The organism is Lichenibacterium ramalinae, assembly GCF_004137085.1.
In the GTDB taxonomy this organism is placed as follows: Bacteria; Pseudomonadota; Alphaproteobacteria; order Rhizobiales; family Beijerinckiaceae; genus Lichenihabitans; species Lichenihabitans ramalinae.
The window spans coordinates 154,190-176,099 of sequence record NZ_QYBC01000012.1 but is presented as its reverse complement, the minus strand read 5'-3'; the positions used below and the strand labels follow the sequence as shown (position 1 = coordinate 176,099).

The 21,910-nt window shown below is 72.1% G+C and carries 29 protein-coding genes; 3 read left to right on the top strand and 26 right to left on the bottom strand.

The features are described from left to right. Positions 1-17: 17 nt before the first annotated feature. The 15 genes from D3272_RS15495 to D3272_RS15425 form a co-directional block, all read right to left on the bottom strand. Positions 18-536, bottom strand: a complete 519-nt coding sequence (locus D3272_RS15495) for a Ros/MucR family transcriptional regulator (protein WP_129220104.1) — start codon at positions 534-536, stop codon at positions 18-20. A 422-nt stretch (positions 537-958) separates the two neighbouring features. Beyond that, positions 959-1,357: a hypothetical protein gene (locus tag D3272_RS15490; protein WP_129220103.1), complete on the bottom strand. Its 399-nt coding sequence runs from the start codon at positions 1,355-1,357 to the stop codon at positions 959-961. 160 nt (positions 1,358-1,517) lie between these two features. Beyond that, positions 1,518-1,883 (bottom strand): response regulator, encoded by a 366-nt coding sequence (locus D3272_RS15485; protein WP_129220102.1) that lies wholly within the window; start codon positions 1,881-1,883, stop codon positions 1,518-1,520. Positions 1,884-1,962: 79 nt separating this feature from the next. Continuing rightward, entirely contained in the window at positions 1,963-3,021 is a 1,059-nt protein-coding gene (locus D3272_RS15480; protein ID WP_129220101.1) for an alanine racemase, read from the bottom strand. A 63-nt stretch (positions 3,022-3,084) separates the two neighbouring features. Next, on the bottom strand, positions 3,085-3,411 hold the full coding sequence (locus tag D3272_RS15475) for a helix-turn-helix domain-containing protein (protein WP_129220100.1): 327 nt from the start codon (positions 3,409-3,411) through the stop codon (positions 3,085-3,087). Next, positions 3,408-3,755, bottom strand: coding sequence for a type II toxin-antitoxin system RelE/ParE family toxin (locus D3272_RS15470; RefSeq protein WP_129220099.1), 348 nt, complete (start codon positions 3,753-3,755; stop codon positions 3,408-3,410). The genes D3272_RS15475 and D3272_RS15470 overlap by 4 nt, the downstream gene beginning before the upstream one ends. Further along, positions 3,752-5,395 (bottom strand): N-acyl-D-amino-acid deacylase family protein, encoded by a 1,644-nt coding sequence (locus tag D3272_RS15465; protein WP_129220098.1) that lies wholly within the window; start codon positions 5,393-5,395, stop codon positions 3,752-3,754. The genes D3272_RS15470 and D3272_RS15465 overlap by 4 nt, the downstream gene beginning before the upstream one ends. Beyond that, positions 5,392-6,282: an ABC transporter permease gene (locus D3272_RS15460; protein ID WP_342634187.1), complete on the bottom strand. Its 891-nt coding sequence runs from the start codon at positions 6,280-6,282 to the stop codon at positions 5,392-5,394. The genes D3272_RS15465 and D3272_RS15460 overlap by 4 nt, the downstream gene beginning before the upstream one ends. A 5-nt stretch (positions 6,283-6,287) precedes the next feature. Further along, positions 6,288-7,235: an ABC transporter permease gene (locus tag D3272_RS15455; RefSeq protein WP_129220097.1), complete on the bottom strand. Its 948-nt coding sequence runs from the start codon at positions 7,233-7,235 to the stop codon at positions 6,288-6,290. Between the two features lie 18 nt (positions 7,236-7,253). After that, positions 7,254-8,807, bottom strand: coding sequence for an ABC transporter substrate-binding protein (locus D3272_RS15450; protein WP_129220096.1), 1,554 nt, complete (start codon positions 8,805-8,807; stop codon positions 7,254-7,256). A gap of 80 nt (positions 8,808-8,887) precedes the next feature. Next, positions 8,888-9,232: a RidA family protein gene (locus D3272_RS15445; RefSeq protein ID WP_129220131.1), complete on the bottom strand. Its 345-nt coding sequence runs from the start codon at positions 9,230-9,232 to the stop codon at positions 8,888-8,890. A 118-nt stretch (positions 9,233-9,350) separates the two neighbouring features. Further along, the gene (locus D3272_RS15440) at positions 9,351-10,145 is read right to left on the bottom strand and encodes an amino acid ABC transporter ATP-binding protein (RefSeq protein WP_129220095.1); all 795 of its coding nucleotides are present in this window, start codon (positions 10,143-10,145) and stop codon (positions 9,351-9,353) included. Next, positions 10,132-10,785, bottom strand: a complete 654-nt coding sequence (locus D3272_RS15435; protein WP_129220094.1) for an amino acid ABC transporter permease — start codon at positions 10,783-10,785, stop codon at positions 10,132-10,134. Before D3272_RS15435 ends, D3272_RS15440 begins: the two co-directional genes overlap by 14 nt. 8 nt (positions 10,786-10,793) lie before the next feature. Then, positions 10,794-11,453 carry an amino acid ABC transporter permease gene (locus D3272_RS15430; protein WP_129220093.1) on the bottom strand — a complete coding sequence of 220 codons (660 nt, stop codon included), beginning with the start codon at positions 11,451-11,453 and terminating at the stop codon, positions 10,794-10,796. Between the two features lie 24 nt (positions 11,454-11,477). After that, the gene (locus D3272_RS15425; protein WP_129220092.1) at positions 11,478-12,314 is read right to left on the bottom strand and encodes a transporter substrate-binding domain-containing protein; all 837 of its coding nucleotides are present in this window, start codon (positions 12,312-12,314) and stop codon (positions 11,478-11,480) included. A 135-nt stretch (positions 12,315-12,449) separates the two neighbouring features. On the opposite strand from D3272_RS15425, the gene D3272_RS15420 reads away from it, so the two are divergent. Continuing rightward, on the top strand, positions 12,450-13,229 hold the full coding sequence (locus tag D3272_RS15420) for an IclR family transcriptional regulator (protein ID WP_245496592.1): 780 nt from the start codon (positions 12,450-12,452) through the stop codon (positions 13,227-13,229). A 27-nt stretch (positions 13,230-13,256) separates the two neighbouring features. On the opposite strand, the gene D3272_RS15415 is transcribed toward D3272_RS15420, so the two are convergent. The 5 genes from D3272_RS15415 to D3272_RS15395 all read right to left on the bottom strand — a co-directional run bounded on the left by D3272_RS15415 (position 13,257) and on the right by D3272_RS15395 (position 18,318). Then, on the bottom strand, positions 13,257-14,588 hold the full coding sequence (locus D3272_RS15415) for a bifunctional folylpolyglutamate synthase/dihydrofolate synthase (RefSeq protein WP_129220090.1): 1,332 nt from the start codon (positions 14,586-14,588) through the stop codon (positions 13,257-13,259). 21 nt (positions 14,589-14,609) lie between these two features. Next, positions 14,610-15,497, bottom strand: a complete 888-nt coding sequence (accD, locus tag D3272_RS15410) for an acetyl-CoA carboxylase, carboxyltransferase subunit beta (RefSeq protein WP_129220089.1) — start codon at positions 15,495-15,497, stop codon at positions 14,610-14,612. Continuing rightward, positions 15,494-16,336: a tryptophan synthase subunit alpha gene (gene trpA, locus D3272_RS15405; RefSeq protein ID WP_428977997.1), complete on the bottom strand. Its 843-nt coding sequence runs from the start codon at positions 16,334-16,336 to the stop codon at positions 15,494-15,496. Before trpA ends, accD begins: the two co-directional genes overlap by 4 nt. Before the next feature lie 43 nt (positions 16,337-16,379). Further along, positions 16,380-17,597, bottom strand: coding sequence for a tryptophan synthase subunit beta (gene trpB, locus D3272_RS15400; protein WP_129220087.1), 1,218 nt, complete (start codon positions 17,595-17,597; stop codon positions 16,380-16,382). A gap of 82 nt (positions 17,598-17,679) precedes the next feature. Next, positions 17,680-18,318 carry a phosphoribosylanthranilate isomerase gene (locus D3272_RS15395; RefSeq protein ID WP_129220086.1) on the bottom strand — a complete coding sequence of 213 codons (639 nt, stop codon included), beginning with the start codon at positions 18,316-18,318 and terminating at the stop codon, positions 17,680-17,682. 195 nt (positions 18,319-18,513) lie between these two features. Between D3272_RS15395 and D3272_RS15390 the strand changes: the two genes are divergently transcribed. Beyond that, positions 18,514-18,708 (top strand): hypothetical protein, encoded by a 195-nt coding sequence (locus tag D3272_RS15390; protein WP_129220085.1) that lies wholly within the window; start codon positions 18,514-18,516, stop codon positions 18,706-18,708. A 193-nt stretch (positions 18,709-18,901) separates the two neighbouring features. Beyond that, positions 18,902-19,153, top strand: a complete 252-nt coding sequence (locus D3272_RS15385; RefSeq protein ID WP_129220084.1) for a hypothetical protein — start codon at positions 18,902-18,904, stop codon at positions 19,151-19,153. Positions 19,154-19,204: 51 nt separating this feature from the next. On the opposite strand, the gene D3272_RS27365 is transcribed toward D3272_RS15385, so the two are convergent. From D3272_RS27365 to D3272_RS15360, 6 genes are all read right to left on the bottom strand, one after another. Then, positions 19,205-19,378: a hypothetical protein gene (locus tag D3272_RS27365; RefSeq protein ID WP_165361371.1), complete on the bottom strand. Its 174-nt coding sequence runs from the start codon at positions 19,376-19,378 to the stop codon at positions 19,205-19,207. A gap of 149 nt (positions 19,379-19,527) precedes the next feature. Further along, positions 19,528-19,866 carry a hypothetical protein gene (locus tag D3272_RS15380; protein WP_129220083.1) on the bottom strand — a complete coding sequence of 113 codons (339 nt, stop codon included), beginning with the start codon at positions 19,864-19,866 and terminating at the stop codon, positions 19,528-19,530. Then, positions 19,853-20,311, bottom strand: coding sequence for a hypothetical protein (locus D3272_RS15375; RefSeq protein WP_129220082.1), 459 nt, complete (start codon positions 20,309-20,311; stop codon positions 19,853-19,855). The genes D3272_RS15380 and D3272_RS15375 overlap by 14 nt, the downstream gene beginning before the upstream one ends. Continuing rightward, the gene (locus D3272_RS15370) at positions 20,308-20,871 is read right to left on the bottom strand and encodes a hypothetical protein (RefSeq protein ID WP_129220081.1); all 564 of its coding nucleotides are present in this window, start codon (positions 20,869-20,871) and stop codon (positions 20,308-20,310) included. The genes D3272_RS15375 and D3272_RS15370 overlap by 4 nt, the downstream gene beginning before the upstream one ends. Before the next feature lies 1 nt (position 20,872). Next, complete coding sequence (locus tag D3272_RS15365; protein ID WP_129220080.1) at positions 20,873-21,418, bottom strand: lysozyme; 546 nt, start codon at positions 21,416-21,418, stop codon at positions 20,873-20,875. A 76-nt stretch (positions 21,419-21,494) separates the two neighbouring features. Beyond that, on the bottom strand, positions 21,495-21,860 hold the full coding sequence (locus D3272_RS15360) for a hypothetical protein (protein WP_129220079.1): 366 nt from the start codon (positions 21,858-21,860) through the stop codon (positions 21,495-21,497). Positions 21,861-21,910 lie beyond the last annotated feature (50 nt).

Here is a 21,910-nt window from a genome sequence, read left to right as displayed (position 1 = left end):
CTGAGCGGGCGGGCGGCTCAGGCCGCCTTGGCGCCGCGGCGGCGGGGCTTCTTGGACCCTTCGGCCTCGGCGGCGGGGGCCTCGTCGACCTCGGGCTCGGCCTCGGGCGCCGCTTCGGCGGCTTCCTGCGAGGCCCGGCGGCCGAGGCCCAGGGTCTTGGCCAGGGCGGAGCGGTGCGCCGCGTAGGAGGGCGCCACCATCGGATAGTCGTGCGGCAGGCCCCACTTCTCCCGATACTGCGCGGGCGTCATGCCGAGGCCGGCGAGGTAGCGCTTCATCGACTTCAGCTTGCGGCCGTCCTCGAGGCTGATGATGTACTCGTCCGTGATGGAGCGCTTGACCGGCACGGCGGGCTTCAGCGGCTCGAGGGCCACCTCGGCGACCGGCGGGGCACCGAGCGTCGACACGGTCTGGTGAATGCTGCGGATGAGGTTCGGCAGTTCGCCGGCGGGAACCGAGTTCCGCGAGACATAAGCGGCGACGATTTCGGCCGTCATTTCGATGTGTGGGTTCAGGTTGTCGGTGTCTTCAGTCATCTTGCCCTCTCATCCGCAACGCGGCGGCCACGTTTCGACGACGGGCCTTCCAACTGTATGGTGCGGGTTTTACCCCACAGCAACGGCAGTCGTGCGTGTGAAGCACGTCCAGTGCGGATTTTCAACAGTCTGCGCGAAAAACCACCCAACAACCTGCGCCTCTTGACGCGCGAATCAGCACGGATAGCCGGAACGGCGCCACGCTGTCATTCGCACCAAGACTGCGAGAATCTACCGCGTTTGCGACACATTGAGTGCCTCCTTTACCGACATGGGCACTCTCTGGGCGACGCTGTTACGGCAACCCTGGGGCATCATCGGCTGGATCTGCAGCTCATCCAAGAGTTCACCCGGGTGCCCGGTCGGGACGCGAACCCACCGAACGTGCGGCGGACGGAAGCCCCCGCGCCGGGCGCCGGGCGTCAGCTTTCGGCGACGGGCCGGCCGTCGAGCGTCGCGAGCCGGATCCGCGGGCGGGCGCGCGGGACGATGACGCCGAGATCCCGGCCGATGGCCAACCGGACGTCGAGCCCCACCTCGAACTCGCGCCACGCGGGCTCCCCCGCCGGGGTCCCGATGCGGGCGAGGTCGCGTTCGGGCACCAGGATGCCGCGCATGACCCGGATCTGGCGGCCTTCCGCGTCCTCCGTCACCAGCACGTCGACGAGCCGCGCCTCGCCGGCGAGCTTGGGGCGGGTGTCGGCGACCTTGCGGCGCTTCAATGCGCTCCCGACGACCTCGTAGCGGTAGAAGAAGGCCGTGGCACCCGCCAGCGGCGCCGCGATGGCTTCCGGCGCATTGCCGTAGATTTGCACGCTCACGAGCGATCCCTCCTGCCCCGCATGTCGGAGGGGAGCGGAACATCCTGCAAGAGAACCGCTTCCCAAGGGCGCCATAAAGGGGGTGACCCGCTAAGGCCGTCGAACGAAGACCCGTCGTATTTGACGTGAATAGGCTGAAAGCGGGCCGCAGCCCGGGTGGTCATCCGCGACCTGTCGCGTCTTCTAGGGCGCTCAACACGTCGTGGGGCATCCAGGGCTTGGGCAGGAAGGCGACCGAGGGGATCAGCAGGCTGGTCGGCCGGTCGAGCCCCGAGGTGAGCAGGACGGTGACGTCCGGCCACTTCATCGAGATCTTGACGGCGAGGTCGAAGCCGTCGAGGCGCCCGGGCATCCGCACGTCCGTCAGGACGGCCGCGACGTCGCCGTCCCGCTCCTCGAGGAACACCACCGCCTCGTCGGCCGTCTCGAAATCGACGACGGCGAGGCCGGCGGCGCCCAGCAACGATACCGCATGGGTTCGCAGCAGCGGATCGTCCTCGACGACGACGATGGTTTTCCCCGGCATGACAGCCCCCTCATTCGGCCATTAACCGCGCTCGGGCCGGTTCCGTTCCGCGTCGGCGCGGCGCCGGCGGGGCGGCGGCTCAGGTCGTGCGGCCCCGCGCCGCCACCGGGACGGTGCCGGCGACGCGGCCGTCGCGCACCATGACGACGGCGTCGTGCAGGTTCGACACGACGCAGACGTGGTTCGGCAACACCCGCAGCCGCTCGCCGAGGTCCGGCCGGCGGGCGCAGGCCGACAGGTCGACCGTGCCGTGCTCCTCGTTGAGCCGGGTGATGACGGCCTCGGGATAGTCGAGGAGCAGGCCGTAGCCGCGCCCGGCTTCCGGCGCCACGAGGTCGCTCGACAGGGTCTTCGACCCGGCATCGATCACCGCCCGGTCGGGCGTCGGGCGGCTCACCACGGTGGCGACGACGTGGAGCGCGCAATCGTCGAGCGTGGCGGCGCCGGCCGCCACCGTGGCGCGGTCGTGATAGGCGTAGGTGCCGACCCTGAGTTCGGTGACGCCCGGGACCGTATGGGCACTCCAGGCGGCCGGCGTGCCGCCGCCCGACACCGTGGGGATGGCGATGCCGGCGGCGGCGAACCGGTCCCGCGCCTCGGCGATGAAGGCCGCCGCCGCCGGCCCGAGCGGATAGGTCATGAGGCCCTCGAAGCGCAGCCCGGGCGTGCCGACGATGCGCCCGGCCAACGCCAGCGCTTCCGCGACCGTCCCGACCCCGACCCGGCCGGCGCCGCTCTCGAACTCGACGAGCACGCCGATCTCGGCCCCGGAGGCGGCGGCCGCGGCGGCGGCGGTGTCGAGCGCCAGCGCATTGTCGACCGCGACGCTCATCCGCACCCGCCGGGCCAGGGCGGCGAGGCGCAGGGCCTTGGCGGGCCCGATCAGCGGGTAGGAGATCAGGATGTCGTCGAGCCCCGCATCGGCCATCACCTCGGCCTCGCCGAGCTTCTGGCAGGTGATGCCCACGGCCCCGAGCTCGACCTGGCGCCGGGCCAGATGCGGCAGCTTGTGGGTCTTGATGTGGGGCCGCAGCTTCAGCCCGTGCCGGTCGCAATAGTCCTGCATGGTGCGGAAGTTGCGCTCCACCCGGTCGGCATCGACCACCGGCACGGGGGTTTCGAGATCGTCGATGAGCATCGTCGGGTCCGTTGTTGTGGCAGGGCGCTTCCACGGCGGGAGGGCGCCTGCGCGGCGTTCACGTCACGCGTGAGCGTTGATCGAGGCCGGCGGAACCGGGCGAGGGTGGACGCTGACGCTGACGTCGACGCGGCGGTTGAGGCGCCCGAGAATGATCATCAGCCGGTCCACGGTGAAGCGATCCAGCTTGACCCGGCGGATGCGGGAGAAATCGGCCGCGGCGATGCCGGTCAGCTCCTCCGCCTTGCGGGTGGTGAGCGCCCTGTCGTCCAGGGCCTTGATGATTTCGGCCGCCAACAGCGCCCGGAGTTGTTCGAGGTCCGGGTTCGGCAGGTCCAGGTCCCTGAAGAGATGGCCGCTGCCACGCACGAGTTCGATGTCGTCGCTCATGCCAGGATGTCCCTCAGACGTTTCAGACGCTCGCGGATGAGATCGATCTCGATCTTCGGTGTCGCCGTCCCACTGTTCGACTTCTTTTGAAACGCGTGGAGCACCCAGACGTCATCGCCGATCTGCAGGGCATAGACGATGCGATAGGCGTCGCCGCGGTGTTTCAAGGCCAGCTCCAGGATTCCGGAGCCCAAGCCCATCATGGGCTTCGCGATGTCCGGATAACCCCCGTCCGCCACGATTGTGAGCGCCTGTGCCATGCGCCGTTTCGCGTCCTCCGGAAAAGCCTCGAAATCGCGACGGGCTGCCTTGATCCACGATATCGGGCGGGTCGTCCGGGTCATCGTTGCATGTTGTCGAATTTGACAACATCGGTGTCAAGAGGATCGCCGCCCAGCACGCGGCCCGGCAGTCGGCCCGTGACGGCGCCGTCCGCCACCACGGCCTCGCCGGCGACCCAGACGTCGCAGATGCCGTGCGGCATCTGCACGGGATCGGCGAAGCTGGCGCGGTCGACCGTGTCGGCGGCGAAGAGCACGAGGTCGGCGACGAGGCCGGGGCGCAGGACGCCGCGGTCCCCGAGCCCGAAGCGCTGGGCCGGCGCCGAGGTCATGCGGCGCACGCCATCCTCGATCCCGAACCAGCCGTCGGCACGGGCGAGCTTGCCGATGACGCGCGGGAAGGTGCCGTAGGCGCGCGGGTGCGGACGCGTGCCGGGGCGCGGCAGCCCGTCGGAGCCGAACATGTGCAGGCAATGCGTGCAGGCGGCGCGGAGGTCGGCCTCGTCGAGCTGGAACATCACGATGGCGGTCTGGCCGGCATCCTCGATCACGCAGCGCACCAGGAGGTCGAACGGGTCGAGCCCGGCCTCGGCCGCCGCCGCGTCCATGCGCAGCCCCTCGAAGCGCTTCAGCGCCGGCGCCCCGATGCCCGACAGGAGCACGTTGTGCCAGCCGATGAGCGAGATCTTGGACTGCGGTGCATGCGGATCCGCCGGGCCGCGCTCGACCCAGTCCCGCAAGGCGGCCCGCCCGGCCGGGTCCTGCAGGCGGGCGACCAGGCGGTCGAGCCCGCCGGCCTGCGCCTCGGGCGGCAGCAGCTGGAGCATGTAGGAGCTGCCCGCCGGATAGGGATACATGTCGAAGGCGACGTCGATCCCCTCGGCCCGGGCCGCCTCGAGCCGCGCGATGGCCTTGGGCACGCCGCCCCAGTTGGGCCGGCCGGCCGCCTGCAGGTGGCTGAGGAGGCCGGCGGCGCCCGAAGCGCGCAGCAGGTTCAGGAACTCGTCGACGGCGGCGACGAGCCCCGCCTCGTAGGAGCGCACATGGGCGGCCAGCACGCGGCCGTGGCGGCGCACGGTGGCGGCGAGGGCCGCCATCTCGGGCGCGTCGGCATAGGCGCTCGGCGGGTAGACGAGGCCCAGCGAAAGGCCGGCGGCGCCCGCCGCCAGCTGGACGTCGAGGAGGTCCGCCATGGCGGCGACCTCGTCGGGCGTGGCGGGACGGTCCTGGTACCCCATCACGGCGAGGCGCAGGGCGGCGTGGCCGACGAGCGAGACGAGGTTCGGCCCGATGCCGCGCCCGTGCAGCGCCGCCCGGTAGCCGTCGAGCCCGTCGAAGACCTCGTGCGGCGCCGTCTCGCCGAGCAGCCCGGAGAAGTGCAGGCGCAGCGCTTCGGCGGAGGCGGGCCGCGTCGGGTAGAGCGAGAAGGAGCAGTTCCCCACCACGATGCTGGTGACGCCCTGCAGCACCTTCTCGGGGCGGGTCGGCTCCCGCAGGAACACGAGATCGTCGTGGCAATGGGCGTCGATGAAGCCGGGCGCGAGGTAGCGGTCCCGGGCCTCGACGACGCGGGCGCCCGGCGCCGCCAGCGCCGGGCCGACGGCGGCGATGCGGCTGCCCGCCACGAGCACGTCGGCGCGGAACCAGGGGGCGCCGGTGCCGTCGACGACGCGGGCGCCGCGGATCAGGGTTCGAGCCGTCACATCAGCCTCTGGAGCTTGGGGTCGAGGGCGTCGCGCAGCCCGTCGCCGAGCATCTGCAGCGACAGCACCACGAGCACGATGGCGAGGCCCGGCGCCAGGATCAGCCAATCGGCCTGGCCCATGTACTGCTGGGCGCCCGCCATCATGTTGCCCCAGGTGGGCGTCGTGGGCGGCACGCCGGTGCCCAGGAAGGACAGGGCCGCCTCGGTGAGGATGGCGGAACCGAAGATGAAGGTGCCCTGCACGATGAGCGCCGAGACGAGGTTCGGCAGCAGGTGCGCCGCCATGATGCGCAGGTCCGAAGCCCCCATGGCGCGGGCCGCCTCGACGAAGGGCAACTCGCGCAGCACCAGCGTGGCACCCCGCACCACGCGGGCGACGCGCGGCGTGTAGACGATGCCGAGCGCCAGCACGACGTTGAGCATCGAGGGGCCGAGCCCCGCCATGAGGGCGATGGCGAGGAGGATGTCGGGAAAAGCCATCAGCGCGTCGGTGAAGCGCATCAGCGCGGCGTCGAGCCGCTTCACATAGCCCGCCACCAGCCCGAGCGCGAGGCCGAGCGAGGTCGCCAGCGCCACCGTCAGCGCCCCGACGCCGAGCGACAGCCGGGCGCCGTAGAGCAGCCGGCTCAGCACGTCGCGGCCGAAATCGTCCGAGCCGAGCGGGTGGTGCCCGCCCGGCGGGGCGAGGCGGTGGGCGATGTCCATCCGGTTCGGCAGCACGGGGGCGAGGCTCGGGGCGAGGACCGCCGCCAGCACGACGAGCAGCAGCACGACGAGGGCGGCGAGCGCGGTGGGACGGCGCAGGAGCCGCCCCGCCAGCATCCGGCCGGGCGAGGCGGGCGGGCGCGGGTCGGCGGGGGTGTCGGGGGCGGTTGCCGGGCCCATGGCGGTCAGCCGCGCAGGCGCGGGTCGACGGCCGCGTAGAGCAGGTCGACGGCGAGGTTGATCAGCACGTAGAGGCCGGAGATCACCAGCAGGGTGCCCTGGATCACGGGGTAGTCGCGCCGCAGCACGGCCGAAACGATGAGGTTGCCGACGCCGGGGAGGCCGAAGACCGTCTCGGTCACGATGGCGCCGCCGATCAGCGTCGCCACCGTGAGGCCGATGACCGTCACGATGGGGATCAGGGCGTTGCGCAGGGCGTGCCGCATCACGACGCTCCAGGGCCGCACCCCCTTGGCCCGGGCCGTGCGGATGTAGTCCTCGCCGAGCACGTCGAGCATGCTGGTGCGGGTGAAGCGGATGATCAGCGCCGAGTTCGGCAGGCCCAGCGCCACCGCGGGCAGCACGAGGTGGTGGAGGTGGGCGAGGAGCCCGTCGCCGGGGTCGCCCCAGCCGGCGACCGGGAACCAGGCGTGCCGCACCGCCAGCCACTCGATCAGCGTCAGCCCCACCCAGAAGCTCGGCAGCGAGGCGAAGACCATGGCGCCGGCGGTGGCGAGGTGGTCCGAGGCCCGGCCGCGCCGCACCGCCGACAGGATGCCGACCGGCACGCCGATCAGCACCGCGATCGTGGCCGCCAGGGCGGTGAGCAGCCCCGTCAGCTGCGCCCGTTCGGCGATGGCCTGGGCCACGGGCCGGTCGAGGAAGATCGACCGGCCGAGGTCGAGCGTGGCGATCTCCTTCAGGTAGATGGCGAACTGCACCGGCAGCGGCCGGTCGAGGCCGAGCCGCGCCTGCAGGGCCGCGACGTCGTCGGGCGTCGCCGAGGCGCCCAGCATCACGGCCGCGGGGTCGCCCGGCACGATCCGGACGATGACGAAGACGATGAGCGCCACCAGCACCATGACGATGCCGAGGCCGGCGACGCGGCGGAGGAGGAAGGTGAGCGGGCCCATGCGGCGCGCCGGGGCCCGTCAGCCCGTCACGCCGACGTTCCAGAAGAACGGCCAGGGCACGACGGTGTAGCCGGCGATGCGCTTCGAGCGTGCCGCGAGGTTGTAGAAGTCGCCCACCTTGATGGAGGGTGCCTCGGCGTAGACGAGCGCCTGGAGGACCTTCCAGTCGGCGATGCGCTTGGCGGGGTCGGTTTCGGCGTTGAAGGCGTCGAGGGCGGCGTGTTTGGCGGGCGTGTCCCACCAGCCGGGATAGCTCGGGTTCAGCACCGTGATGAGCGAGGGCTCGGGCACGAAGGTGTGGTAGGTGAAGAAGGCGTCCCAGCCCTTCTCGTCGCCGCGCCGGCTGAGCAGGGTCGCCCAGTCGAGCACCTGGAGGTCGACCTCGAACCCCGCGTCCTGCAGGTTCTGCTGGGCCACGAGACTCATCTTGTAGAGGAAGTCGTATTGCTGGGACGTCATGATGCGGATGGGCTGCTTGCCGTAGCCCGCCTGCTTCAGGAGGTCGCCGGCCTTGGCCGGATCGTTCAGGTTGTAGGCCGTGACGCCGGCCTCGTCGTGATAGGGCGTGCCCTTCGGGTAGATCGAGCCCTCGGCGTCGAAGAAGGCGGGGTCGCCGAAGGCCGCCGCCAGCATGTCGGAGCAGGACAGCGCCGCCTGCGCGGCGCGGCGCACCAGCGGGTTCGCCATGGGGCCGGCCTTCTCGTTGAAGATCATCAGCGGGAAGCCGAAGGGCTTCACCGTGATGGGCTCGACCCCGGCCTGGCCCTTGAGGCGCGGCAGCAGCTCGGCGGGGAGGGAATCGGCGAAGAGGTACTGGCCCGACAGCATGCCGTCGACGCGCGTCGTCGGGTTCGGCACCGGCACGAAGCGGATCTCGCCCGCCAGCGCCTTGCGCTCGCCCGCGTAACCGTCGGGCCGGCCCGCCGGCGAAGCGTAGCGGTCGAACCGCGCCAGGCGGATGTACTGGTCGGGCTTGTGCTCGACGAAGCGGTAGGGGCCGGTGCCGACGGGGTCGCCCATGGGCGTCGTGGCGGTGGCCACGGCCTTCGGCAGGATGGCGGCGGCGCCGTTGTTCATGGCCAGGAGGGCGAGCAGCGGCGCATAGGGCCGGCTGAGGACGATGCGCAGCGCCAGCGGCCCCTCGGCGGCGACCTCGGCCACGGAGGGCGCCGCCTGCTTGCCGCGCGGCGACAGCTTGAGCCAGCGCTGGAGCGAGGCGACGGCGTCCTCGGCCGTCATCGGGCTGCCGTCGTGGAAGACGACGCCCGGGCGGAGCTTCACCGCGTAGCTCTTGCCGTCGGGCGAGACGGCCGGCAGCCCGTCCGCCAGCAGCGGGCGGATCTGCCAGGCGCCGTCGAAGCAGAAGAGCGTCTCGAAGACGTGCTGGGTGATGATGCTGACGAGGTCGGAGGTCGCGACCGTCGGGTCGAGCGGCCCGGGCTCGCCGATCGTCGCCACCGTGATGACGCCGTCCGCCTGAGCCCACGCCGGGCCGACGGCCGCGAGGGCCGCGGCCCCGGCGAGCCCGGTGCCGAAGGCGCGCCGCGAGATGTCACGTGAGGTCGTCGTCATGCTGGCTTTCCCGGAATGCGATGGCGTCGAAACGGGCGGCGGGGCCGGAAGCCCCGTCGCCCGGTGCCGTGCTGGATCCGTCAGACGACCGCCACGGCCGTCATCTCGACCCGGAGGTCCGGGTCGGCGAGGCGGGCCTCGACGCAGGCGCGGGCCGGTGGGTTGGCGGGGTCGATCCACGCGTCGTAGACCTCGTTCATGGCGTCGAAGTCGGCGATGTGCGGCAGGAACACGTTGACGGCCACGAGCTTGTCCTTGGACGTGCCGGCCTCGGCCAGCAGCGCGTCGATGGCGGCCAGCACGTCGCGGGTCTGGCCGGCGATGCCGGCCTTGCGGTCGTCGGCGACCTGGCCGGCCACGAAGACGAAGCCGTTGGCCGACACCGCCTGCGACATGCGGCTGCCCGCCTGGTAACGCTGGATCATCATCTCGCAATCTCACTCTCGCTTGGCACGGCCCGGACCGCGTCCGGCCGGCGGTTCGAGCGTGTGTCATGCCGTCGCCGACACACGCCATCTCTAAAAATGTGCCTGTTCACAGGCTTCAATGGTCCCGCGTCCCGCGCAGGAACTCGATCAGGCGCGGGTGGCGGGGGTTGCCGAACAGGTCGCCCGGCGGCCCCCGTTCGGCCACGAGGCCCTTCTCCATGAAGACGACCGTGTTCGACACGTCGCGGGCGAAGCGCATCTCGTGGGTCACGAGCAGCAGGGTCGCGCCTTCGCCGGCGAGGGCCTTGACGGTCGCCAGCACCTCGCCGACGAGTTCGGGGTCGAGCGCCGAGGTGATCTCGTCGAGCAGCACGAGCTTGGGCTCCATGGCGAGGGCCCGGGCGATGGCGACGCGCTGCTGCTGGCCGCCGGACAGCTGGCTCGGCGCGTGGTCGGCCCGCTCGGCGAGGCCCACGCGGGCGAGCCAGCGCTCGGCGACGGCGCGGGCCTCGGCCTTGCCCATGCCCTTCACCTTGCGCAGGCCCAGCATGACGTTGCCGGCCGCCGACAGGTGCGGGAACAGGTTGAAGCTTTGGAACACCATGCCGGTCTGGGCGCGCTGGCGGGCGAGGTCGCGGTCCTTCAGGCGCAGCCGCCGGCCGGCCTGCTCGCGGTAGCCGACCGGCTCGCCGTCGAGCAGCACCTCGCCGCCCTGGAACTCCTCGAGCAGGTTCACGCAGCGCAGCAGCGTCGTCTTGCCCGATCCGCTGGAGCCGATGATGGACACGACCTCGCCCTGTCGGACGTCGAGGTCGACGCCCTTCAGGATCTCGGTGGCGCCGAAGCTCTTGCGCAGGCCCCGGATGGCGAGGAGGGGCCGGGCGGGGGCCGAGGTCTCAGCGGAAGGCAACGCGGCGCTCCAGGGCTTTGCCGGCCTGCTCGATGGCGAAATTGACCACCAGGTAGAGCGCGCCGACGAGGAGGTAGAACTGCAGGGTCATGAAGTTGCGGCCGATGATCTCCTGCGTGCGCAGCAGCAGCTCGCCGACGCCGATGACGGACAGCAGCGTCGACGCCTTGACCATCTCGACGCAGGTGTTGATCCAGGGCGGCAGCAGGCTGCGCAGCGCCTGGGGCAGCAGCACGTGGGCCAGCACGCCGAAGAAGGTGAGGCCGACGGCCTTGGCGGCCTCGGTCTGGCCGCGGGGGATCGACCCGAGGGCGCCGCGGATCAGCTCGCCGATATGGGCGCCGCAGAACAGCGTCAGCGCCAGCACGCCGGCGGCGAAGGGCTGGAGGTGCAGCCCCAGCACGGCGGGCATGTAGAAGGCCGCCAGCACCAGCACCAGCACGGGCGTGCCGCGCATCACGTCGGCATAGGCCCGGGCCGCGAGGCGCAGCGGCCAGGCGCCGTAGACCAGGGCGACGCCGACCAGCACGCCGAGCAGCGTCCCCAGCACGATGGCCAGGGCCGAGATCGACAGCGTCTGCAGGAGACCCCCGAGGATGACGTCGCGGGCATCCCAGGCCTCGGTGATGAGGTCGTCCATGGCAGCCGTCAGAATTTGGGGAAGCGGCGTTCGAGGCCGCGCAGGGCGGCCGCGATCAGGAAGCAGGTGGCGATGTAGAGGGCGCTCGCCGCCGTCCAGGCCTCGACCACCCGGAAGCTCTCGACGTTGATGCGCCGCGCCTGGAAGGTGAGCTCCGGCACCGCGATGGCGGCGGCGATGGACGTGTCCTTGAACAGCGAGATGAAGGTGCTGCCGAGCGCCGGCAGCACGTTGCGCAGCATCACCGGGCCGACGACGTGGAGGGCGACGCCGAAGCGCGTCAGGCCGATGGCCTTGCCGGCCTCGACGAGGCCGGGCGGCACCGCCACGAGCCCGGCCCGGAACACTTCCGTGAGGTAGGCGCCCGAATAGAGCGACAGGGCCGCGATGAAGCTCGGGCCCTTGGCGAGCTGCACGCCGAGGTCGGGCAGGGCGAAATACAGCATCAGCACGATCACCAGGATCGGCGTGTTGCGCACCACCGCCACATAGGTGGCGGCGAGGGCGCGGCCCGGGCGCGACGCCCCGACGCTGAGGAAGCCGCCGGCGAGGCCGATCAGCGTGCCGAGGGCGAGCGAGGCGGCGGCGAGTTCGAGGCCGAGCAGAAGCCCGCCGAGCAGCTTCGGCAGGTTGGCCCAGACGACCGCGAAGTTGAGCGTGTAGCCCACGGGGCGCCCCGCCGTCCCCGCGGCCTACCGCGGGAAGCCGATCGCGGGCGCCGGCGGCGTCACGCCGAACCAGGTCTCGTAGGCGGTCTTGTAGTCGCCGTAGTCGACGCCGGTGAGGGCCTGCTCGATGGCGGTGTTGACGAAGTTCAGCCAGTCGGCGTCGCCCTGCTTCACCGCGCAGGCATAGTTCTGCGGGTTCCAGCCGTAGCCGGCATCGACGTATCGGTCGGGGTTCTGCTTCATGAACCAGCGCAGCGACGAGGCATCGGTGGCGGCGGCATCGGCGCGGCCGGAGTTCAGCGCCTGGTACATGAGGCCGACGTTGTCGAACTGGTCGACCTTGGCGTCCGGCAGCGCCTGGTGGACCATGTCCTCGGCATAGACGTTCTGCAGCACCGACACCGTGACGCCGGCACCGGCCGCCTTCAGGGCGGCGTGATCGGCGTATTTGCCGCCCTTCTTCAGCAGCAGGGCAACGCCTTCGCGGTAGTAGGGGATGGTGAAGGCGACCTGCTGGGCGCGCGGCGCCGTCACCGTCATGGCCTGGCAGGTCATGTCGACCTGGCCGGTGGTGATGTTGGGGATGCGGGCGTCGGAGGACTGGGTCACGAACTCGACCTTGGCGGGGTCGTTGAACAGGCCCTTGGCGATGATGTGGGCGAGGTCGATGTCGAAGCCGACGAGCTTGCCGCCCTTGTCCTGGAAGCCCCAGGGCGGGTTGGTGCTGCCCGTGCCGACGATGAGCTTGCCCCGCGCCAGCACCTCCTGCAGCTTGCCATCGGCTTCGGCGGTGGCGATGAAGGCCAGGGACAGGGCGACGACCGCCGCGCCCGTGGACAGGACCTTGGAGATTGCGGGCATCGATCGACTCCCTCCGGACGCAGCGTCCAGGCCTGTCTTGTGGGCGGGACACATGTCTTATATATTGGACATGCCGAATCTACGTCTCCCGGCCGCGGGGGGTCAAGCGGGAATGTCGCGCGTGAAGGTGCATTGTTGAGCAAGGCCGTGACCAAGGCGGAGGCACCGCCCGCCTCCGAGCGCCAGAGCGGCGTCGACCGCGTCGTCGACATCTTCGAGGAACTGCTGCGCAGCCGCGCGCCGGTGCGGGTCGGCGAGCTCGCGCGGCGCCTCGGCGCACCGCGCTCGACGCTCTACAACCTCGTCAACCGGCTGGTCGCCGCCGACCTCCTGGAGACGACCGACGAGGACGGCGCCGTGTTCTTCGGCCGCGCCATCCAGCTCTACGGGGCCGCCTACGCGCAGACGAACCCGCTGCAGCGCCGGGCCGGCGAGGCGCTGGACCGGCTCGCCGCCGAGACCGATGCGACGGCGCAGCTCTGCGCCCTGCGGGGCAACAAATACGTCGTCCTCGACAGCCGCAACGGGCGCGGCCTGTTCCGCATCACCGCCGACGTCGGCGTGCCGGTGCCCCTGCCCTGGACGGCCTCGGGCCGGCTGCTGCTGGGCCACCTGTCGCCCGGCGACATCACGGCGCTGATCCCGCCCGAGGACTATCGCCTGCCGGACGGGCGGACGCTGGCGCCCGAGAGCTTCCTGGCGGATGTCGCCCGGGCGCGGGAGGACGGCCACTGCGTCACGCTCGGCCTGTCGGACCGGTTCACCTGCTGCCTCGCCGCGCCGGTCCGCGACGCGCGCGGGCGGACGGCGGCGACGCTCTGCTTCGTCGTGCCGGTCGACCGGGACGAGGGCGAGCGACGCGGGCTGCTCGACCGGCTCAGGGCGGCGGCGGACGCGCTCTCCGACCCGGCCTGACCCGCGCTTCAGGCCGCGTCGCCGTCCCTATTCGGGCGGGGTGCCGTTCAGCGCCAGTACCTCGCCGGCGAGGTGGAGCGAGCCCGCCACCAGCACGCGCGGCGGCACGGGCCAGTGGCGGGCGGCGAGGAAGCGCAGCGCCGCGCCGACGCCGGGGCAGCGGGCCGCCGGGATGCCGGCGCCCGCCGCCGCCCCGAGGATCGTTTCGGGATCGTGGGCGGCGCCTTCCCCCGAGATCGGCACCGCGATGAGTTCCTGGGCCAGGCCCGCGAAGGGCTTCAGGAAGGCCTTGGGGTCCTTGGTGGCGAGCATGCCGCAGACGAGCGCCAGCGGCCGGGCATGGCGCTCCTCCATCTCGGCCAGGGCTTCGGCGAGGATGCGGCCGCCCTCGGCATTGTGGCCGCCGTCGAGCCAAAGCTCGGCGCCGTCGGGCAGCAGCGCCGGGAGGCGTCCGCGCTTCAGGGGCTGGAGCCGGGCCGGCCAGTCGGCCCGCGCGATGCCGGCCTCGTAGGCGGCGGCGGGAAGGTCGGGGAAGGCCGTGCGCAGCGCCGCGATGGCGGTGGCGGCATTGCCGTGCTGGTGACGGCCGGCGAGGCGGGGCAACGGCAGGTCCATGAGGCCGCGCTCGTCCTGGTAGACGAGGCGCGAACGCTCCTCCTGGGCCGAGAAATCCTGCCCCCCGAAGAGCGCCGGCGCGCCGACGCGCGCGGCTTCGCGCTCCAGCACGGCCCGGGCCTCGTCGCCCTGCTCGGCCAGGATGGCGGGCACGCCGCGCTTCAAAATGCCGGCCTTCTCGCCCGCGATGGCGGCGACGGTGGAGCCGAGGAACTCCGGGTGGTCCATCGACACGGGCGTGACCACGGTGGCGACCGGGGCCGGCACCACGTTGGTGGCGTCGTAGCGCCCGCCGAGGCCCACCTCGAGCAGGAGGACGTCGGCGGGATGCTCGGCGAAGAGCAGCAGGGCCGCCGCCGTGGTGATCTCGAAGACGCTGATGCCCTGGCCGGCATTCACCGCCTCGCAGCGCGCGAAGGCGTCGGCCAGCACGTCGTCGGCGACGAGGCGGCCGCCCCCGGGATGGCCGAGGCGGATGCGCTCGTGAAAGCGCACGAGATGGGGCGAGGTATAGACATGGACGCTGCGGCCGGCCGCTTCGAGCACGGCTCGCATGAACGCGACCGTGGAGCCCTTGCCGTTGGTGCCGGCAACGTGGATCACGGGCGGCAGGCGAAGCTCGGGGTGGCCGAGGTCGGCGAGAAGCCGCTGGATGCGCCCGAGCGACAGGTCGATCCGCTTCGGATGCAGCGGCAGGAAGCGGGCGATCAGTTCGTCGGCCTTGCCGGCGGGCCCTCCCGCCATGGCGCTCATCGGCACCCTGCCCTATTCCGCGGCGGCGGGGAGCTGGGCCGCCACGGGCCGGCGATCCATCAGCAGCCCGCACAGACGCGCCAGCGTGGCGCGCATGTCGCGGCGGTGCACCACCATGTCGACCATGCCGTGCTCCTGCAGGTACTCGGCCCGCTGGAACCCTTCCGGCAGCTTCTCCCGCACCGTCTGCTCGATGACGCGGGGACCCGCGAAGCCGATGAGGGCGCCGGGCTCGGCGATGTGGATGTCGCCCAGCATGGCATATGAGGCGGTGACGCCGCCGGTCGTCGGGTTGGTGAGCACCACGATGTAGGGCAGGCCGGCGCGCTTCAGCCGATTCACCGCCACGGTTGTGCGGGGCATCTGCATGAGGGAGAACATGCCCTCGTGCATGCGGGCTCCGCCCGAGGCCGCGAACAGGATGAAGGGGGCCTTCAGCTTCAGCGCGTGTTCGGCCCCCGTCACGATGGCCTCGCCGGCCGCCATGCCGAGCGAGCCGCCCATGAAGTCGAAGGTCTGCACCGCCACCACGGCGTCGCGGCCGTCGATGTGGCCGGAGCCGAGCTTCACGGCGTCGTTGAGGCCGGTCTTGGTGCGGGCCTCCTTCAGCTTGTCGACGTAGCGCTTCTCGTCGCGGAAGCGCAGCGGGTCGGACAGGACCTCGCCGACCGCGATCTCGTCCCACCGCCCCTCGTCGAAGGTGGTGGCGAGGCGGGTGCGGGCGTCCATCTTCATGTGGAAGTCCGAGCCCGGCACCACGAAGAGGTTGTTCTCGAGGTCCTTGTGGAACACGAGCTGGCCCGAGTCCGGGCATTTCACCCACAGGTTCTCGGGCGTGTCCTTCTTGGTGATCAGGAAGGAGCGGATCTTGGGCGGGACGACGTTGTTGATCCAGCTCACGGCCGGTCCTCCTGCGCCGCGGGGGCCGGGCGCTTGGCCGAGCGGACGCCCCGGGCCAGGCCCTCGACGAAGCCCCGCACGGCATCGACCGTGGTGGGGGTGGCCCGGCCGCCGTCGAGCGAGCGGGCCAGGACGTCGATCAGCGCGGTGCCCACCACGACGGCATCGGCATGGGCCGCCACTTCGGCGGCGCCCTCGGGCGTCTTCACGCCGAAGCCCACCGCCACCGGCAGGTCGGTGTGGCGCTTGATGCGCTGCACCGAACTCGCCACGCGGCTGTAATCGGGGATGGCCGAGCCCGTGATGCCGTTGACCGACACGTAGTAGACGAAGCCGCTGGTGTTCTTCAGCACCGCCGGCAGGCGCGCGTCGTCCGTCGTCGGGGTGGCGAGGCGGATGAAGTTGAGCCCCGCCGCCAGCGCCGGCACGCAGAGTTCGCGGTCCTCCTCGGGCGGCAGGTCGACGACGATGAGCCCGTCGACGCCGGCCTCCTTCGCGTCGGCGAGGAAGCGGTCGACGCCGTAGACGTAGATGGGGTTGTAATAGCCCATCAGCACGATCGGCGTGGCGTCGTCGTCGCGGCGGAAGTCCCGCACCATGGCGAGGGTCTTCGACAGGCGGTGGCCGGCCTTGAGGGCCCGGAGCGCCGCCGCCTGGATGGTGGGCCCGTCCGCCATCGGGTCGGTGAAGGGCATGCCGAGTTCGATCACGTCGGCCCCGGCCCCGGGCAGCGCGCGCAGCACCGCCGCCGAGGTGGCGTCGTCCGGGTCCCCGGCCGTGATGAAGGTGACGAGCCCGGCGCGGTTCTGCCGCTTGAGGTCGGCGAAGCGGGCTTTCATCCGGGCGGTCACGCGGGGCGTCCTCGCTGTTCGATCACGGGGGTCACATGCCGCCGAGGTGGTCGGCGACGGTGAAGATGTCCTTGTCGCCGCGCCCGCACATGTTCATCACCATCAGGTGATCACGGGGGCGCTTGGGCGCAAGCTCCAGCACGGCGGCGAGCGCGTGGGCGGGCTCCAGCGCCGGGATGATGCCTTCGAGCCTGCAGCAGAGCTGGAAGGCGTCGAGCGCCCCCGCATCCGTCGCCGACAGGTAGTTCACCCGGCCCATGTCCTTCAGCCAGGCGTGCTCGGGGCCGATGCCGGGATAGTCGAGGCCGGCCGAGATGGAATGGCCCTCCTCGATCTGCCCGTCGTCGTCCATCAGGAGGTAGGTGCGGTTGCCGTGCAGCACGCCGGGCTTGCCGCCCGCCAGCGAGGCCGCATGGGCCTTGGTGTCGAGGCCGTGGCCGGCCGCCTCGACACCGAAGATCTCGATGCCGGCATCGTCGAGGAAGGGGTGGAACAGGCCGATGGCGTTGGAGCCGCCGCCGATGCAGGCGACGAGCGAATCCGGCAGGCGGCCTTCCGCCGCCTGCATCTGCGTGCGGACCTCGGTGCCGATGATCGACTGGAAGTCGCGCACCATGGCGGGATAGGGGTGCGGGCCGGCCGCGGTGCCGATGCAGTAGAAGGTGTCGTCGACGTTGGTGACCCAGTCGCGCAGGGCCTCGTTCATGGCGTCCTTGAGGGTGCGGGCGCCGGACTGCACCGGCACGACCTCAGCCCCCAGCATCTTCATGCGGAACACGTTGGGCTTCTGCCGCTCGACGTCGACGGCGCCCATGTAGACCACGCAGGGCAGGCCGAAGCGCGCGCAGGCCGTGGCGGTGGCGACGCCGTGCTGGCCCGCGCCGGTCTCGGCGATGATGCGGGTCTTGCCCATGCGCATCGCCAGCAGGATCTGCCCCAGCACGTTGTTGATCTTGTGTGCGCCGGTGTGGTTCAGCTCGTCGCGCTTGAAATAGATCTTGGCGCCGCCGCAATGCTCGGTCAGCCGCTCGGCGAAATACAGCGGCGAGGGGCGGCCGACGTAATGGGTGTGGAGCGAGGCGATCTCGGCCGCGAAGGCCGGGTCGGCCTTGGCGGCCTCGTAGGCCTTCTCCAGTTCGAGGATCAGCGGCATCAGGGTTTCGGCGACGAAGCGGCCGCCGTAGTTCCCGAAATGGCCGCGCTCGTCGGGGCCGTTGCGGAAGGAGTTCGGCAGGTCCGGCTTGTTCAAGGCGTCAGTCCTTCTGGGGCGTCCCGCCCTGGCCGGTCGGGCACTCGGCGGCCGGAAACTCGGCGCCCTATGGTTTGGCGCCCTATGACTTGGCGGCCCGGATGAAGGCCGCGATGAGATCGGGATCCTTCACGCCCGGGGCGCTCTCGACCCCCGACGACACGTCGACCGCCGGGGCCCGCGTCACGCGGAGCGCCTCGCCCACGTTTCGGGGCCCGAGTCCCCCGGAAAGCATGAAGGGGACGGGGAGGTCAAGCGCGGCGAGGAGACGCCAGTCGAAGGCGACCCCATTCCCGCCCGGCAGGGCGGCGCCTTTCGGCGGCTTGGCATCGAACATGATCTCGTCGGCCACGGCGGCATAGGCCGGCACGGCATCGAGGTCCGCGGCACACGCGATGCCCAGCGCCTTGACCATCGGGCGGCCGAGCCGCGCGCGCAGCGCCGCGACGCGCTCCGGCGTCTCGCGCCCGTGAAGCTGCACCATGTCGGGCGCGACGGCGCCCACGATGGCGTCGAGCGCCGCATCCTCGGCGTCGACCGTGAGGGCCACGACTGCGGCGCGGCCCCGGGCCCGGCGGGCCAGCACGGCGGCGCGCTCCAGCGTCAGGTGGCGGGGCGAGCGCGCGAAGAAGACGAAGCCGACGCGCTCCGCCCCGGCTTCGAGCGTCGCGTCGAGCGTCGCCTCGGTCGACAGGCCGCAGATCTTGACCAGGGGGGCCACGCGAGGATCCTCGTGTCGGCGGCGGCATGCCGTCCGGCCCGCGGCTTATGGCGCAGGATCGGGCACAAAAAAAGGCCCGGCACCGCCCGAAGGCGGCGCCGGGCCGGATATCACGGAAGGGACGGGACTTCGGCGCGGCTCGGGCGTTGACCTGGTCGACGGGGCGCCGACAGCCCCCGCACGGAGGACCACACCATGCCGACGGACCCCATGCCCGGCGACCCCTTCCCGAATCCGGCCGAGTCGCCGGTCCCGCCCGAACAGCCGCCGACCGAACCGGTGGGCATCCCGCAGCCCGGCCCCGACATCATCGATCCCGGCGTGGGCGGCCCCGCCGGCATCCCGCCCGGCGCCCCCCCGGAAGTGCCGGTGACGCCCGCCGTGTTCTGACGGCGCGCGGACGCAAAAAAGCCCGCCGGCTGGAGACCGGCGGGCCAAGTCGTCGTTGAGTCGAGGCTACAATGCCCGAAAGTGCCGAAGGTTTCGGTGCCGAACCCGCAAGGCTGCCTTGCGACGATGTCGCGGCTCGGGCCAAAGGATGCCGTCCCGGACGGCCGGGCCGCCACACGGAGACCGACCCGGCATGACGACAGCCCGCCTCAGCCTCAAGGGCGCCTGGATCGACGCGGCCTATGACGGCAGCGTCCTCACGCTGGCGGCGGTCGGCTCGCCGCTGCAATATCTGGTCAAGCCCCCCACCTCCATCCCGGCCCGCCACAAGCAGTCGGAGGAGCGTGGCCGCCTGCGCCGCCTCGCCGTCTCGGCCCTGCGCGAAGCGGGGGCGGCGGGCGACATCGACGATGCCGAGGTGGTGTGGAGCTACCGCGCCGGCTGACGCCGAGGATCGCCTGTCCGCCGTCGGCGACGGAGCCCACTCCGCCGCCCGTCAGTGCCGGACCGGGCGCGTGCGAGGGACCGACAGGGCCTTTCCCCGGGGGATCCGCGGCGCGTCTCCGGCGCGGGCGGCATGGTCCGACAGCGACAATTCGGCACGGTTGAGGATGGGGATCAGTGCCGGCACGCCGAAGGCCGTGGCCTTGGCCCGGCACGATCCGATCATGAGCTCCAAGGCTCGCAACTGGTTTGCCCGATCGTCCGCCACGATGTTCCCCGAGACGACGCGTCGCCGCCGCGGCGATGCGAGGACGCCAGCATGGGGGCCACCCGGGATCTCCGCAACCCGGCAGATTCGACAGTGGCGCGCCAGTGTCACGGCGGTCCGCGCGCATCGCCCTCGGGCCTGCGCAACAGGTCGAGGATGCGGGACTGGTTGGTCTCGATCTGGTCGAACCGCTCCTCGGTGCTGCGGTCGAGGTCGGCCCGGCGCTCCATCTCGTCCTGGCGGCGCCAGGCCGAAAGGTCGGCATGGATGGCGTGCAGTCCGCCCAGGATCGCCCGGAGCGAGTCCCGCTCGTCGCCCTCCGATGGCGGGTTCCGGCCGCCGGCGGGCGAGCCGCGCCGCTCGACCGCGCCGCGGCGCAGGCCGAGGCCGCTGATCACGGCGGCCAGGAAAGTGCCGGCGAGGGCGGCGAGGTCAGTGGGCGACATATCGGGCATCGTAGCTCGCGCGATAGAGGGACCGCAGCTCCATGGCGGCCAGGAGGCCGTAGATCGCGGCATCGGGTGCGGCGACGCCGAAAGCCGCGGCCGTGCCCTGCTGGACCAGGACGCCGACCTCGCCCCAGCCGAGGAATCCCAGGAAGGCGCCGAGCATCCGGGCATACGGGGTTCGGGGCGAGCGCCCGTTGATGTAGAGGGCGGCGACCCGCAGGCTGCCGGTCGCCCCGAAGGCGAAGGCCCAGACGGTCTCGTTGAGACCCAGGCGATGGAAGAACGAGAAGGCCGGTCCCGCCAGGCTGTCGCCCGGCAGGGACAGCACCAACGCGAAGGCGCACATGAGGAAGGCCGAAAGCCATTCCGTGTCGCGTCCACCCCCGGCGCCCGTGCGGCCGACGGCGGGTCGCGGCGGCGGGGCTGCCGCTTCGCCGCTCATGCCCGCACCCGACCGGACGGCGGCCGGGCGGCCGGCCCCCCGATGGCCTCGTGCAGCATGGCGGTGATCTGGTCGGCCCGCTCCACGGTTCCGTGCGAGGTCCCGAGCCAATAGTCGACGACCGTGCCGAACTTGGCGATGAGCGCGCCGGCGATGAGCTGCCCCACGGCCGATTCGACACCGTAGCGGGCGAAGACCACCACGGCGACGATCGCGAAGGCCAGGACCACCACGGTCGAGATCACCGGCGAGCCCCAGGCGATGGGGCTGCCCGCCTGGGCGAGGCCGCGCGTGGCGGCGCGCGCATCGGCGACGTCGTCGAGCTCGGCCTTGAGGTCGGCCGTCTCGGCTGAGAGCCTCGCCTTGAGGGCCTCCGCCTTGCCGGGCTCGGCTTCGGCGGCGGCCGCGACGGCGGCGGGATCCGCCGTGCCGAAGATGTCGTGGAGGGCGGCCTCGACGCGGCTGGCGACGGGCTCCGCCGCGCCGCCGAAGGCGAGACCGAGGATCTCGGGCGCGATCCGGCCGAGCAGCGGGAGAAGCGACAGCAGGAGCGCGGGCATGTCAGGCGGCCTTTCGGGTGGTGAGCGCGGCGACGATCCGGGCCCAGAGGCCCGGCTGCGGCCGCGGCAGGAGGTGCGGCCCGGCGAGGGGCGGCGGCACGGGCAGCGGCGCATCCGGCCGCAGGAACTGCATGCGCTCGGCCCGGCGCCGGCTCGCGAGTTCCGGGGGATGGACCCACATCAGGAAGGCGTCGGCGGCGCCGGCGCGGTCGCCGGTGGCGAGCTTGTGCACCACCGTCGAGCCCACGAAGCCCTTGGCGCCGATGTTGAAGGCGAGGCTCACCAGGGCGTCGAACTCGTTCTGGCCGATGTCGGCCGGCACGGCCCCGGCGACCGCGGCCTCGATCGGCGCGAGGTCGGCGGCGAGGATGCTGTCGGCCTCGGCCGCCGTGATGGTCATGCCCACCGTCACGGCGGGCGGCGCGGCCCGGCCCGTGTGGCCGACGCCGATCGTGGGGACGCCGGTGGTGTCGCGGTAGGCGTGGAGCAGGCAGCCCTCGCGCGCCGTGAGCGCGGCGCGGCCGGCCGGGGAAACGGTCCTGGTCATGGTGGGTCCTTTGGCGTTCGAAGGATCGTCGGCGGCGCCCCGGCCGCCGACGCGGGGCGATCGGCCCCGGGCGCGTTCAGCCGCCGAAGGACGCGCCCGTGCCGGTGGGCACGGGCCTGTCGCCCTCGGCCGTGCCGGTGGGCACGGGCCTGTCGCCCTCGGCCGTTCCGGTGGGGACGGCCCTGTCGCCCTCGGCCGTGCCGGTGGGCACGGCCCTGTCGCCCTCGCCCGCCTGGCTGTCGGCGGCGAGCGCCTGCAGCGACGTGAGGGTGGCGCCGGCGCTGCCGGTGAGGCCCGCGATGGTCGCGTCGATGGCGTCGCGGATGCGGCTCAGCTCGGCGACGCCGGCCTTGACCTTGGCGCGGATCTCGCCCGGCAGGCCCGCCAGGGCGGCGAGGTCGGTCTCGGCCTCGCGCAGGAGTTCGGTGGGGGTCACGGTCATGTCCTCGTGCAGGCGTGCGGATGCGTCCCCGCGCGGCCGGCGCGCGCGAG